Origin of the sequence: Marinobacter sp. M-5 (assembly GCF_032911545.1) — a bacterium.
Taxonomy (GTDB): Bacteria; Pseudomonadota; Gammaproteobacteria; order Pseudomonadales; family Oleiphilaceae; genus Marinobacter; species Marinobacter goseongensis.
The window spans coordinates 1-13,610 of sequence record NZ_JAWJEK010000002.1 but is presented as its reverse complement, the minus strand read 5'-3'; the positions used below and the strand labels follow the sequence as shown (position 1 = coordinate 13,610).

Below are 13,610 nucleotides of genomic sequence, written 5' to 3'. Positions count from 1 at the left end.
TTAGCGGCCCCTCCCGAACAAGCGAACTGGAGAAGATGTGTACCTTTGTGTCGCACGCTTTTTTCTTGTTTGTCGCTGTTATACTCTCCCTAATTAGCGTTGGTGGTTTTGAGCACTTGCTCAAGGCGCCGATGAGTTTTCTTCCGAAACGCTGGAGAGTTCCGTTTGCGGGCTGCAGTTTGGCTACCTACCCTGTCTGGCTTCTTGCTGATAGCGATCATTTCTATTCCGGCGGCGGCGTCCAGCACTCCGAGGGAGCGCCTGGCTGAAGGCATCGGGCACTACCAGAGCGGTGATCTTGAATCTGCCCGGGCCGCATTTGAAGAAGCCCGTGCCGCCGGGCTGGAAAGCCCGTCCCTGGTCTATAACCTGGGTGTTGTCTATTACCGGTTGGGCGAGTACCGCCTTGCCGCAAATACCTTCGCGATGCTGCTTGAGACCGAGAACAACGCACTGGCGCAGTACAACCTCGGCCTGGTGGCTCGGGCCGCGGGGGATGCAGAAACCGCTGACGTGTGGTTTGCCCGCGCGGCCAGCCGGTCCTCACCACCGAAAATCCGGGCGTTGGCAGAGGCGCAGCTGCAGCCAGCAGAAGCGGTCGCATCGTCTGCCTTATCCCAGATTCCCCGCATGGGTTACATTTCGCTGTCCGGTGGCTACGACAACAACATCGCCGGTGTACCCGAGGCCGGAAGCTCAGGCCGGGAGGGGGGCTTTGGCGAGCTGCTGGCGGCCGGGTCGGCGGATGTGTATCAGTTTGACCATTCGCTGGTGCGTCTCGAGGGCGCCGCCTACTCCCGCCAGTACCCCTCCGAGTCGGAATTTAACACCGATCTTCTCCAGGTCGGTGTCGGTTGGCTTCGGGAGCTCGGCCCCGGCCGTGCCGAAATCACCGCCGGCGTGAGTCAGTCCTGGTTCGATGCCGACGAGCTGGAGCGAACCTACCGGCTGGATGTCTCCTATCTGCTGAATCCGTGCCCTTTTGCTGGCCCTTCGGCCCGCTGCCAGGCCACTGTGTCTTCCGGTGTGGTGGAAGGCGGCGATGGTTTTGGAGCCTACGACGGTGAGTGGTATCAGGCGCGGTTGAAGGCGCGGAAGGATTACGCAGACTGGCGTGTGGATCTGCAGTATCGCGGTGAACTCAACAGCCGCGACGACCTGACCGCAGGGGATCAGTTTGTCAGTGTGTCGCCCCAGCGTCACATGGCGGAAGTGGCGCTGCGTTACAAAGTCTCGCAGCGCTGGCATTTGGGCGTGGCCGGCAATTATCGTTACAGCCGTTACGCCGACCCCCACCGGTTGTTCGACGAGGCCGGCGTTCTGGACGTCGAGCGACGGATTGATCAGCGTACGCAGGGTACCCTGTTGACGGAATTCGCCCTGAGCGCGGCCTGGTCACTGCGCGGTGAGTGGATGTTCCGGGACAACCAGAGCACTCTCGAGCGTTACGATCATCGGCGGCAGATGGCGATGGTGGGGATCGAGGGCTTGTTCTGACCGGCCAGTGGCGCCGTAATTGGAGGGAGTGGAACCCTGTCATAACAGCGACAGCATTCCCTCCCCACCGTTAGCGTCAGAGCGTTTTCATGACTCGTCTGGCGGCGTTCGTGGTGAACTCGATGTCGTCAGCGGTCAGAGCGGCGCTGGTGAAGCCCGCCTCGAACGCCGACGGTGCCAGGTAGATACCTTCCTTGAGCATGCCCTGGAAAAACTTCTTGAAGCGCTCAACATCGCAGGCCATAACCTGGTCGAAACGGGTAACCGTGTCGGCGTCGGTAAAGAAGAACCCGAACATCGCCCCGGCACTTTGCACGGCCAGAGGGATACCCGCCTCGTCGGCGGCGGCCTTCAGCCCGTCGCGGACCGCATTGGTTTTTTCCGTCAGCCGATTGTGGAAGCCGGGTTCGGAAATGGCGTTCAGCGTGGCCAGGCCGGCGCACATCGCCAGCGGGTTGCCACTCAGTGTGCCGGCCTGATAGACCGGGCCCAATGGCGCTATGTGCTCCATGATTTCGCGCTTTCCGCCGAAGGCTCCGACCGGCAGACCGCCGCCGATCACTTTGCCCAGTGCCGTCAGATCCGGTTTGACGCCGTAGAAGCCCTGGGCGCCGCCGAGGGAAATACGGAATCCGGTCATTACCTCGTCAAAGATCAGAACCGTGCCGTGTTCATCACACACCTCACGCAGTGCCTCAAGGAATCCCGGTACCGGCGGAATACAGTTCATGTTGCCGGCCACCGGCTCGACAATGATGGCCGCAATTTCATCGCCCCGGGCGGCAAAAGTCTCCCGTACATGGTCGATGTCATTGTAATTCAGCGTCAGGGTGTGCTCGGCCAGGCTGGCAGGGATGCCCGGGGAGTTGGGCACGCCGAGGGTCAGCGCGCCCGAGCCGGCTTTGACCAGCAGCGAGTCCACGTGGCCGTGGTAGCACCCCTCGAATTTGACGATCTTGTCGCGGCCCGTATAGCCGCGGGCCAGGCGAATGGCGCTCATGGTGGCTTCGGTACCGGAGTTCACCATGCGCACCAGCTCGATCGAGGGCACCAGTTCACACACCTTTTTGGCCATTTCAGTCTCGATGGCAGTGGGGGCACCGTAGCCGATGCCCAGATCCACCTGGGCGTGGAGCGCGTCCTTGATCACCTGATTGGAATGACCCAGGATCATCGGCCCCCAGGAGCCGATGTAATCGATGTAGCGGCGGTCATCCTCGTCATACAGGTAGGCGCCCTCGGCATGCTTGAAGAAAACCGGAGTGCCGCCAACGCCACGGAAGGCCCGCACCGGCGAGTTCACTCCGCCGGGAATGTATTTCTGTGCCTCTGCAAAGAGCGTTTCAGAGTGGTTCATGGTGTCAGGACTCCTGATTGCGTGTCGTCGTAGCGTTGGTAACAGTAGGCGCCCGGAACAGCAGGTGATGGGCTGTAAACAGGCGGGTAAATTCACGGGCTCGCTGTTCGGTTTGCTCGGGGTTACCGCCGAACAGGCCGCCGACCACCGCCAGCAGGTCCGCGCCGGCTTTGATCAGGGCGGCACCATTATGGATGGTAATGCCACCGATTGCCGTGGTCGGGCGTTGCAGGTAGCGCGCCTGCGCGAGAATGGCACGGTCGGCCGCCGGCGCATCGGGCTTGGTGGTGGAGCCATGAAAGCGCCCGAAAGCAAGATAATCGGCGCTGTCGTTTACCGCGGCTTTGGCCAATGCCAGATCACCGTGGCAGGTAGCCCCGATGATGGCCGCCTCGCCCAGTTGTTGGCGTGCGTGACTCAGCGCCTGGTCGCTCTGGCCCAGATGCACGCCGCCGGCAGCGACCCGTTTTGCCAGTGCCGGGTCGTCATTGATAATCAGCGGCACCCCGGCGTTACGGCAGATAGCCGCCAGGTCCAGAGCCTGGTTCAGACGCACGGTATCAGAGCTGTGTTTGTCCCGGTACTGCACCAGCACCGCGCCCCCGCGCAGCGCCGCCTCAATGGCGGGTCGTAACCGGTCATCCGGTAGCAGGTTGCTGTCGGTAATGGCGTACAGCCCCGGATTGAGGCCCTTGTCAAAAACGGATGGCATGGCGTTGTCAGCGCTCCCAGGGAATGCCGCGATCCGGCACGGGTTGGCCTTTGCCAACTTCCAGCGCATGGAGTATCGCGCGATTCACGAAATTCTGTGCCTGGGAGATGGCGGCCCGGGGAGACAGCGCGGCTGCCCGGCCCGCGGCAATCGCTGCGGCCAGCGTGCAGCCGGTGCCATGGTATTCACCGCCGACCCGTTCGATGTGCCAGTGTATGGGGTCGCCGGTGGCGTTGAACAGGGTGTTGACGATCTGTGGGCCTTCTCCATGGCCCCCGGTCGCCAGTACCGAACGGCAGCCAGCGGCCATCAGATGATTGGCTGCCTCCGCCGCGTTTTCACTGCCTCCCAGCAGAGCCAGTTCGATGCCGTTCGGGGTAATCATTTCGGCCAGACCAAACAAACGATCCTTCATGGCACCGATGAGTGCGTCATCGGCCAGGTCCCCGCCACCGGCTGCTTTGATGACCGGGTCGGTGATCAGTGGAATATTTGGGTGCTGTTCAAGAAACTCGACCAGCACGTCGACCACCGCGGCGTTGCCCAGAGCGCCGGTTTTTATGGCGTGAATCGGTGCGTCAGCCGCGACGCACGCCAATTGCCGGCGAATCAGCTCAGCATCGACCGCCTCCGCGCCATAAACATTGCGGGTGTCCTGTACGGTCAGGCAGGTAATGACCGGCAGCGGGTGGCAACCAATCGCTGTGACGGCCTGAATGTCTGCCTGTATGCCAGCACCCCCCGAGGGGTCAAGGCCTGACAGGATCAATACCTGGGGGCGGGAATGACGTTTGATGGTACAGCTCCTCGGAACGGTTTGGTGATCTAAAACGGCTTGACCGTGGCCAGAATCACCACGGCAACAAGAATCAGTACAGGGAGTTCGTTGAACCAGCGGTAGAATACGTGGCTGCGGGTGTTTTGGTCATCCCGGAACACCCGGACAAGATGGCCGCAATAAAAATGGTAGGCGATCAGTATGGCAATCAACAGCAGCTTGGCGTGCATCCAGCCCTGGCTGAAATAACCACTGGCGTTATAGCTGATCAGCCAGACGCCAAAAATGACGGTGGCAACCATCGAGGGCGTGGTAATGCCCCGGTACAGTTTGCGTTCCATGATTTTGAAGCGTTCGCGGCCGGGCGCGTCCTCGCAGGCGGCGTGGTACACAAACAGCCTTGGCAGGTAAAAAATGCCCGCGAACCAGCACACCATGGAGATGAGGTGGAGGGCTTTGACCCAAAGCATGGTTTAACTCCGTCGGTAATGGTAATAGCTCTCGATGTCGGATTTCAGCACGATGCCGTACACCCGCTGAATCATCGGAGCGACGTGGCGCTGCACATAAAGCGCTTCTACGTTGGTCTTGTCAAATTCGTCCAATGCTTCCTCCAGCGTGGCCTGGTACTGCACCGCTGCAATGTCCCGCCGGTTGGCTGGAATGTCCATCAAATCAAGCTGTTCCTGTAGCTCGGCGTCTTCCCCGGTGGCTGACGGGTCGGCATCCTCAAGGTAGCGGGCGAGATCAACCGCCGGCATCAGTGCGGTCGGCCCACTGCTGCCCTCGACGACCAGCCACTTGGGTTCGGACTTGAGGATTTTTCGTGCTTCGTTGATGCTCAGATGGCGCTCGGTGCGCAGAATACTCCGATCCATAATGGCACCCACGGATACCCGCCGCAGTGCCTGGATGATGGGGGAGTTCTGGTAGCTCAGGCCCTGGCTTTTCAGGATCGTCAGAAACAGTGACTTCTTGCCGAACACTTCGCTGGTGACCAGGCTGGCGGTGGTAATGATCAGCATGCCCGGCAGCATGATGTTCGGGTTTCGTGTCAGCTCCATCAGGGCCATCAGCGCGGCGAGGGGCGCTTGCAACACCGCGCCCATCATAGCACCCATGCCGAGCATGGCATAAAAGCCCACGGAGGAAGCCGTGTCTGGCGCAATCTGTGCGCCAATCAGCCCCATGGCACCGCCCAGGGTCGCGCCCATGAAGATGGTCGGACCGATTACGCCGCTGGGCATGCCCAGACCGATGGTTAAAGCTGTGATGATGAGCTTGGCAATACCGGCGCCCAGCAATAACCAGAACGCCAGGTGACCGTTAATGGCCATATCTACGGTGTCGTAGCCGATGCCCATGACTTCCGGCACCACAATGGCAAACGGCACCATCAGCAATCCGCACACCGCAATTCGCAACAGAACCGGGCGGTGGTGATAGCGGCCCATGGTATCCACCAGCTGAATGAAGATGGCGGCAGCGACGCCGATGATGACTGCAATGGCCAGAATCCAGGGAATCTCGACCAGTGAGTTCATGGTCAGTGCTGGTACGCTGAAGGCCGGCTCCGCCCCATACATGGCCTGCGTAACGATGGCCGCGCTCACGGCAGCAAGAATGATCGGGGTGAAACCGGCAATGGTGTATTCCATCATCACCACTTCCATGGCAAAAATCACGCCGGAGATAGGGGTATTGAAGGATGCGGAAATGGCCGCCGCACAACCACAGGCCACCAGTGTGCGGATGCTGTTGTTGGGTAACCTCATCCATTGCCCCATCAGGCTGGAGAACGCCGCGCCCAGGTGCACAGCCGGTCCTTCACGGCCGGCCGATTGTCCGGTCACCACCGTAGCCACGCCGGTGGCGAATTGCACGACGGCGCTGCGAACCGAAATATAGCCCTGGTGATAGTTAAGGCGTTCCATAACGTGGACAATCCCTACCTTGCGGTCGTGGGTCGCCAGCCGGTGCAGAAACAGGCCGAGGGTAAGCGCGCCGGCCAATGGCAGCAGGCCGCGGGTGAGGATGTCCAATTGCTCGAACGACTCGGAGCCATCGCCGGGCAGAAAATACTCGAGGGGCCACTCGATGGCCAGGCGAAAAACCAGGATGACGCCGCCGGTGATCAGTCCGGACAGCAATCCCAGCACGGCCAGCTGGGGCAGGGCGTCCACGCCGGAGAGCCTGCGACGGAAGACGGGAATCAGGTTCTCTGTGATCTGGTGCCAGAGGTTGCGCATGGGCGCCGGAGTTCCGGTAGTGGATGGATCGGGTGTTATTGTAATGCTCGCCTGCCCGGCTGCAATAAGTCCTTGGTTTATCATGTTAGACTAGCAGGTCAGACTTGACTCGATTTTACACAAACCGATGCCAGCGGGAGTGACAGGTGATAAAAGTAGGCATAGTGGGCGGAACCGGCTACACCGGTGTGGAGCTACTCAGAATTCTGGCGGTTCACCCCGAGGTGAAAGTGAGCTGCATTACATCCCGCTCCGAGGCAGGCATGCCGGTTGCGGAGATGTATCCGAACCTCCGCGGTCACTACGATCTGGCATTCTCTGAGCCGGATGCCGACACGCTGGCGGCCTGTGACCTGGTGTTTTTTGCCACGCCCCATGGCGTTGCCATGCGCATGATTCCCGGGTTGATGGCGGCGGGTACCCGGGTGGTGGATCTGTCCGCTGACTTCCGTCTGCGGGATCTGGATGTCTGGGCGGACTGGTACGGTATGGCGCACGAAAGCCCGGACTGGGCCGCTGAGGCGGTCTACGGTTTGCCGGAAGTGGTGCGTGATCAGGTGCGCACGGCGCAACTGGTGGCAAACCCCGGGTGTTATCCGACCGCCGTTCAGCTGGGGTTCCTGCCCCTGCTGGAAAAGGACCTGGTGGACCCATTGCGCCTGATTGCCGATGCCAAATCCGGTGCTAGCGGCGCCGGCCGTCAGGGCAAGATTGGCATGCTGCACGGAGAGATTGGCGAGAGCTTCAAGGCCTATGGTGCTTCCGGTCATCGGCATCTTCCTGAAATTCGCCAGGGCCTGACTCAGGCAGCAGGTGGACCCGTGGGCATTACCTTTGTGCCCCATCTGATTCCGATGATTCGCGGTATTGAGGCAACGCTTTACGCTGAGCTGCGCAACCCGGCGGATTTTGACCGGCTGCAGGGATTGTATGAGGATCGCTTCCGCGACGAGCCGTTTGTGGATGTCATGCCCTTTGGCAGTCACCCGGAAACACGGAGCGTGCGCGGGGCGAACCACTGTCGTATGGCGCTGCACCGCCAGGAAAACAGCAATGTGGTGATTATTTCCTCCGTCATCGACAATCTGGTGAAGGGGGCTGCAGGGCAAGCGGTGCAGAACATGAACATCATGTTCGGTCTGGACGAAACTCTCGGGCTGAACGCGCCCGCTCTGCTGCCATAGGATCTTCCGGTGAGTGCACAGAAAAAACCAGCGGAAGAATATGTTGTTATCCGCCACCGCCCGGGCTATCGGCTCAGGCGTTCGCTGATCCTGCTGGCATTCTCAGTGGCTGCAGCGGTGGGTGGTTATGCCACAGGTCTGGCCCAGGGGGGATTCCGCTTTTCATCGGTAGAGGACTCGCGGGACCAGTTGGAGCAGCAGGTCGACGAGCTGCGGGATAAATACCGCACTGCCTCTCAGCAGCTTACCAATCTCGACCGCGGGCGCACCATTGATCAGCAGGCATTGAACCAGGCCCGGCGATCCATTGTGAATCTGGAAACGCAGATCGCCTCGTTAAAGGCAGATCTGACGTTCTACAAGAACATCATGGCGCCCTCTGAAACCAGCAAGGGGCTGCAGGTGGACCGGCTTTCACTCCAGCAGGATCGCCAGGGGGATGGTTATAATTTCAAATTGGTGCTGACGCAGGTTGGCAACAACAAGAGTTATGTATCGGGTGTTGTTGCGGTCAATGTGATCGGCACTCGCAATGATGAGAAAGAGGTGATCGCGCTGCGGGACCTCTCGGACGATATCGACGATCTCGGTGTGAATTTCCGCTTCCGCTACTTTCAGGACATCGAGGGCCTGCTGACAGTGCCTTCGGATTTTACGCCCGAGGAAGTGCAGATCGTGGCCAAGTCGCAGGGGCAGAAATCGGCCCAGGCGGAACGTACGTTTGATTGGAAAGACCTAACGGAGAACTGACATGCTCGGAAAGAAAAAGCAGAAGCCGCGCCGCCCCACCGGGCACTTTGACACCCTGGTTTCCTCACGCACTACTGTTGAGGGGGATGTGCACTTTTCCGGTGGCCTTCATGTCGATGGCCGGGTTCGGGGCAAGGTGGTTGCGGAAGAGGGCAGCGATGCGGTGCTGCGTGTGTCTGAGGTGGGTGAGATTGCCGGCGACATCGTTGCGCCCCACGTGATCATCAATGGCACCGTGCACGGTGATGTCTATGCCTCTGCCCATCTGGAGCTGGCGGAGAAAGCCTCCATCAACGGAAACGTATATTACAACCTGATCGAAATGGCGATGGGCGCCTCGGTTAACGGTAATCTGGTTCACCAACGTGAACCCGTCGGGCTGTTGACCAAGGACACCCGAAAGGAACCGTCAATGCGCGATTCCGTGGCGGCGGAAGAGACCGACCCGGTCACCGGTGCGGAATAGTTGATTGTTTTAGTCAGGAATACCATAATCGTTGGCATAACACCTGTATTAACCCGGAGGCGGACTTGAGTGTAGTTCAGCAGCAGATGGCCATACCGCTGTTCCTAAGCGACAGCGCGGTAACGAAAGTGCGTGAATTGATTGAGGAAGAGGGCAATTCTGATCTCAAGCTGCGTGTTTTTGTGACTGGCGGCGGCTGTTCCGGGTTCCAGTACGGCTTTTCCTTCGATGACAGCCAGGATGAAGAAGATACCGCCATCGAAAAAGAGGGTGTCACACTTCTGGTTGATCCGATGAGTTATCAATACCTGGTGGGAGCGACGGTCGAATACACCGAAGGGCTTCAGGGTTCCCAGTTCGTGGTGAAAAATCCGAACGCCAGCTCCACCTGTGGCTGCGGCAGTTCGTTCTCCATCTGATCAACGGAAATAGACCGCACCCAGAATCCGCTCCCCGGATGCACCGGTAACCTCAGGCAGGTTGCCGGAGCGCCTTTCCAGCGTCTGTTTCGCCAGCCAGGCAAAGGCGACCGGTTCGACCCATTGCGGATCGAGACCCAGATCTGCTGTTGATGACAGTGTCAGCGGGCTGCAAGTTCGCCGCAGTTCTCGCATCAGGAAGCTGTTTCGCGTGCCCCCGCCGCAGGCAAAGATCGTCATCTCCGGTGATTGCGGCAGCTGACGGGCAATGGACACCACGGTCAGCTCCAGCAACGTCCGCTGAACATCCTCTGCGGAGACCTCAGGATGGCGGTGCGCCAGAGTTTTGGCCCACTCCAGATTGAATTTTTCCTTGCCGGTGCTTTTCGGTGCGGGGCGGGAGAAATAACCGTCCGACAGCATGTCCCCCAACAGTTCCTGGTGAACGATACCCTCCTGCGCCCAATGACCATCGTCATCGAAAGGTCGCCCTGTGTGCAGTTGGCACCAGGCATCCATCAGCGCGTTGGCCGGGCCGGTGTCGAAGCCGATGACGCGGTCATGGGAGTTTCCGGGCAGCCAGCTGATGTTGGCGATACCGCCGAGATTCAGAATGCAGCGGTCTTCCGTGTCCGAGCCAAAGAAGGCCCTGTGGAATGCAGGCACCAGTGGCGCGCCCTGCCCACCTGCCGCCATGTCACGACGGCGAAAATCTGCCACCGTGGTAATGCCCGTGCGTTCAGCGATCAGGTTGGGGTCGCCAATCTGCATCGAGAAGGGTGCGGTGCCGAGGGGCTGATGACGAATGGTCTGGCCGTGGCTGCCAATCGCCACCACGTCGGTTGACGCTACGCCGGCTTTTTCGATGGCTTTACGGGCGGTCTGGGCGAACAGGTCGCCGACGTTGTGGTCCAGTTCCCCGATATCGTCGGGCGTGCCATGATTCTGGGACAACTGAATCAGGCGTTGGCGCAGGGCGTCGGGATAGGGGGTGCTGTGAGTGGCGTGAATCCGGGTGCGGTTGTCGGAGAAAGACACCAGCACGGCATCAATGCCATCCATGCTGGTGCCCGACATCAGTCCAAGCCACATTGCCATGAAGTCAGTCTTCGCGGGCGAGAGCGAGTTGCTGGGTGCCGTCGCGATAGACCTCGAACTGGGCAACCTGCTGTTCAGCAAACTGGCGAAAACGGACGATTTCGGATTTCGGCACGGGCGTCGCGTCCGGCAAATCCACGGTCCGCGAATTGCGCGCCACGCCGTTCACGTGGAACTCATAGTGCAGGTGCGGCCCGGTGACCATGCCGGATGAACCTACGTAGCCGATGGTTTCACCCTGTTTCACCCGTGTGCCATTCTTGATCCCTTTGCCGAGCCGGCTCATGTGCGCATAGAGCGTAGTGATGTTGTCACCATGGGAAAGGATGACGGTGCGGCCATAGCCGCCTTTCCACCCGGCAAAATGAACGCGCCCGTGACCGGCAGCCTTGATCGGTGTGCCCGGAGGTGCCGCGTAGTCGGTGCCTTCATGGGGGCGAACCACATCCAGAACCGGGTGCCGACGCTGCTTGTTGAACGGTGATGACACTCGCGCATTGATGGGGGTGCGCAGGAAAGCCTTGCGCATACTGCCGCCATCTGGCGCGAAATAGTCGCTGTCACCATTGCTGTCGGTGTACAGCAGCGCAATGTTTTCTTTGCCCCGGTTTACAAAACGGGCAGACAGAATGCGTCCGGTGTCGAACATCTCCCCATCGAGGTAAAGCTCTTCGTAAATAACTTCGAACTGGTCACCCTTGCGAACGTCGTAAACGAAGTCGATGTCCCAACCGAAAATGCCTGCCAGTTCCATGGCCAATCGATCGCTCATGCCGGCCTCGCGAGCGGCCACATAAAGAGAGCCGTCAATGATGGCGGTGGCAAAGGCCGGGCGCGCTTCCGGCTCTCTGACGACGGTTTCACCCTCGAAGCCGTTCTCTGTTCTGGCGATTTTCAGGCTTTCGAGCAGGCTGCGCTTGAGCTCGATGGCTTGCAGGTTGCCCTCACTATCGGTGGCGAAGGCAATGGTCTCGCCCGCATACAGGCGCTGAAGCTTGTTCGCTTCGCCCTTGCCATGAATGACCTTGAGCATGATGCCGTCATCGAATCCGGCATCCCGGAACAGGGATGACAAGGTATTCCCGGACTTGATCTTGTGCTCCTGCCATTGCAGAGCCGGCGTGGTGTCCTCGGCTACATCAACACTGGCAGTTTCATTTTGCGCAGCGACCGGCGAGTGCTCGTCGTTAGCGTTCGCAACGCCGGCGTCGGGCTCTGCGGGCGCGCGGGTGTCTCTGGGCGAGGCTTGCTGGACGCCATTGCCATTCAGATCCAGGGAATAGGACATCCGCTTGGCCTCGACCTCGGAGCTCGGGCTCATGAGAATGGCGGCGGTCACAACCACGGTCGCAGCAGCGGCGATGGTGATATGTGTTTTGGGAAGCGTTTTCAGCACGTGTGATACCCGTTTTAATCGGCATTCCGGTAGGTTGAACTACCTAATTAAAGCTGTTATTCAAGTATAGTCCAACAGATTACCGTATAAAAAGCGTGCGTGACAGCGTGAAACATTACAGTTGCCGCGTCACCCGCCGGATTTCTGGTGACGTCATTGCTATAATACGTCGCCCTTGATGCTCGGCATTGTACAAAAACTGAGCGCCTCTAATGTATCAAGGCTTCAGGTAACTCACAGATTTCTTTTGTTGAAGTCTGTAACTGTCAGAATCTTTTTAGATAAACCTAGGGACGAGTAGTTCATGGCATCTATCGATGAGGCGTTGGCCATAATCAAGCGTGGCGTTGACGAGTTGATTCCGGAAGACGACCTGGTGGCAAAGTTGGAGGAAGGACGTCCCCTCCGGATCAAGGCCGGTTTCGATCCCACGGCGCCGGATCTTCACCTCGGGCACACGGTTCTTATCAACAAGCTGCGGCAATTTCAGGATCTGGGTCACGAGGTCATCTTCCTTATTGGTGACTTCACCGGAATGATTGGTGATCCCACCGGCAAGAGCGCAACTCGTCCCCCGCTGACCGAGCAGCAGGTCGCCGATAACGCGGTCAGCTATAAAGAGCAGGTCTTCAAGATTCTGGATCCCGCCAAGACCCGGGTGGTTTTCAATTCCGAGTGGATGAGCAAAATGACCGCCGCCGATATGATTCGCCTGGCCGGTCAGTACACGGTGGCGCGAATGCTGGAGCGGGATGATTTCACCAAGCGTTACCGGGCAGAACAATCCATTGCGATTCACGAGTTCCTTTATCCGCTGGTGCAAGGTTACGACTCTGTTGCGTTGGAGGCAGATGTGGAGCTCGGGGGTACTGACCAGAAGTTCAATCTGTTGATGGGTCGGATTCTGCAGAAGCATTACGGTCAGGCGCCGCAGGCAATCCTTACCATGCCTATCCTTGAGGGTCTGGACGGTGTCCAGAAGATGTCCAAGTCGCTGGGTAATTACGTGGGGGTAAACGATGCTCCCGGCGAGATGTACACCAAGCTGCTGTCCATGCCGGATCAATTGTTGTGGCGCTACTTCGAGTTGCTAAGCTTCCGTCCTCTTGAAGAAGTCAGCGAGTTCCGTCAGCAGGTGGAGGCGGGGGCCAATCCCCAGGACTTCAAGAAACTGCTGGCCGAGGAAATCATCACGCGCTTCCACGATGCCGACGCGGCGAAGTCTGCGCACAAGTCTGCCGGCAATCGTGTTGCCCTTGGTGAGATTCCTGAAAACGTGCCGGTGGTGGAAGTATCCCTTGAGGGTCAGCCGGAGATTCCCATGGCGGCTGTGCTTCGCCTGGCCGGTCTGGTCAAGAATGGTGCTGCCGCCCGGGATGTGCTCGGCCGGGGTGCTGTATTTGTGGATGGTCAGCAGTTCGAGGGCGAGCGCGCCTTTGTTGAGGGTGATGACTGCGTCATTCAGGCCGGAAAGAAGAAGATTGCCCGAGTGTTGGTTACTGCGTGACCGATCTCGGGCGAATTTGACGATTTTCGGAAATGGTCGTTGACACCTTCGGGCAGGTCTGTAGAATGCGCATCTCCTTCGAGGGGCAAGCCGATTAGGCGGCTCCGGATTCGGGGGTCAACTGTTTGAAAGTATTGAAGAAAACGAGTTTTGAAATTCTTCAGATAAACGGTTGACAAGGCGGCGGAACGATGTAG

Annotated in this window: 13 protein-coding genes; 6 read left to right on the top strand and 7 right to left on the bottom strand. The window is 59.2% G+C overall.

Annotation, left to right across the window (positions count from 1 at the left end):
* Nucleotides 1-204 precede the first annotated feature (204 nt).
* A complete protein-coding gene (locus R0125_RS09420; RefSeq protein WP_317237986.1) occupies nucleotides 205-1,497 on the top strand; it encodes a tetratricopeptide repeat protein in 1,293 nt (430 codons plus the stop codon).
* 76 nt (nucleotides 1,498-1,573) lie between these two features.
* Here the strand turns inward: R0125_RS09420 and hemL are convergent, their stop codons facing one another.
* From hemL to R0125_RS09395, 5 genes are read right to left on the bottom strand one after another with little or no spacing between them, the layout of a single operon-like run.
* On the bottom strand, nucleotides 1,574-2,854 hold the full coding sequence (gene hemL, locus R0125_RS09415) for a glutamate-1-semialdehyde 2,1-aminomutase (RefSeq protein WP_317237985.1): 1,281 nt from the start codon (nucleotides 2,852-2,854) through the stop codon (nucleotides 1,574-1,576).
* A gap of 4 nt (nucleotides 2,855-2,858) precedes the next feature.
* Entirely contained in the window at nucleotides 2,859-3,566 is a 708-nt protein-coding gene (thiE, locus tag R0125_RS09410; RefSeq protein ID WP_317237984.1) for a thiamine phosphate synthase, read from the bottom strand.
* Nucleotides 3,567-3,573: 7 nt separating this feature from the next.
* The gene (locus R0125_RS09405; protein WP_317238476.1) at nucleotides 3,574-4,332 is read right to left on the bottom strand and encodes a hydroxymethylpyrimidine/phosphomethylpyrimidine kinase; all 759 of its coding nucleotides are present in this window, start codon (nucleotides 4,330-4,332) and stop codon (nucleotides 3,574-3,576) included.
* Nucleotides 4,333-4,391: 59 nt separating this feature from the next.
* The gene (gene hemJ, locus R0125_RS09400; protein ID WP_248185426.1) at nucleotides 4,392-4,814 is read right to left on the bottom strand and encodes a protoporphyrinogen oxidase HemJ; all 423 of its coding nucleotides are present in this window, start codon (nucleotides 4,812-4,814) and stop codon (nucleotides 4,392-4,394) included.
* Between the two features lie 3 nt (nucleotides 4,815-4,817).
* Nucleotides 4,818-6,593, bottom strand: coding sequence for a chloride channel protein (locus tag R0125_RS09395; protein ID WP_317237983.1), 1,776 nt, complete (start codon nucleotides 6,591-6,593; stop codon nucleotides 4,818-4,820).
* A 146-nt stretch (nucleotides 6,594-6,739) separates the two neighbouring features.
* Between R0125_RS09395 and argC the strand changes: the two genes are divergently transcribed.
* The 4 genes from argC to erpA all read left to right on the top strand — a co-directional run bounded on the left by argC (nucleotide 6,740) and on the right by erpA (nucleotide 9,412).
* A complete protein-coding gene (gene argC / locus R0125_RS09390) occupies nucleotides 6,740-7,777 on the top strand; it encodes an N-acetyl-gamma-glutamyl-phosphate reductase (RefSeq protein ID WP_317237982.1) in 1,038 nt (345 codons plus the stop codon).
* Between the two features lie 9 nt (nucleotides 7,778-7,786).
* On the top strand, nucleotides 7,787-8,527 hold the full coding sequence (locus R0125_RS09385; protein WP_248185423.1) for a DUF6776 family protein: 741 nt from the start codon (nucleotides 7,787-7,789) through the stop codon (nucleotides 8,525-8,527).
* A 1-nt stretch (nucleotide 8,528) separates the two neighbouring features.
* Nucleotides 8,529-8,993, top strand: coding sequence for a polymer-forming cytoskeletal protein (locus R0125_RS09380; RefSeq protein WP_248185422.1), 465 nt, complete (start codon nucleotides 8,529-8,531; stop codon nucleotides 8,991-8,993).
* A gap of 86 nt (nucleotides 8,994-9,079) precedes the next feature.
* On the top strand, nucleotides 9,080-9,412 hold the full coding sequence (gene erpA / locus R0125_RS09375) for an iron-sulfur cluster insertion protein ErpA (RefSeq protein WP_248185444.1): 333 nt from the start codon (nucleotides 9,080-9,082) through the stop codon (nucleotides 9,410-9,412).
* Here erpA and R0125_RS09370 read toward each other — a convergent pair whose 3' ends face one another.
* A complete protein-coding gene (locus R0125_RS09370; RefSeq protein WP_248185421.1) occupies nucleotides 9,413-10,510 on the bottom strand; it encodes an anhydro-N-acetylmuramic acid kinase in 1,098 nt (365 codons plus the stop codon).
* 4 nt (nucleotides 10,511-10,514) lie between these two features.
* A complete protein-coding gene (locus tag R0125_RS09365) occupies nucleotides 10,515-11,906 on the bottom strand; it encodes an OapA family protein (RefSeq protein WP_248185420.1) in 1,392 nt (463 codons plus the stop codon).
* A 304-nt stretch (nucleotides 11,907-12,210) separates the two neighbouring features.
* On the opposite strand from R0125_RS09365, the gene tyrS reads away from it, so the two are divergent.
* On the top strand, nucleotides 12,211-13,413 hold the full coding sequence (gene tyrS, locus R0125_RS09360) for a tyrosine--tRNA ligase (RefSeq protein ID WP_317237981.1): 1,203 nt from the start codon (nucleotides 12,211-12,213) through the stop codon (nucleotides 13,411-13,413).
* Nucleotides 13,414-13,610: the final 197 nt, after the last annotated feature.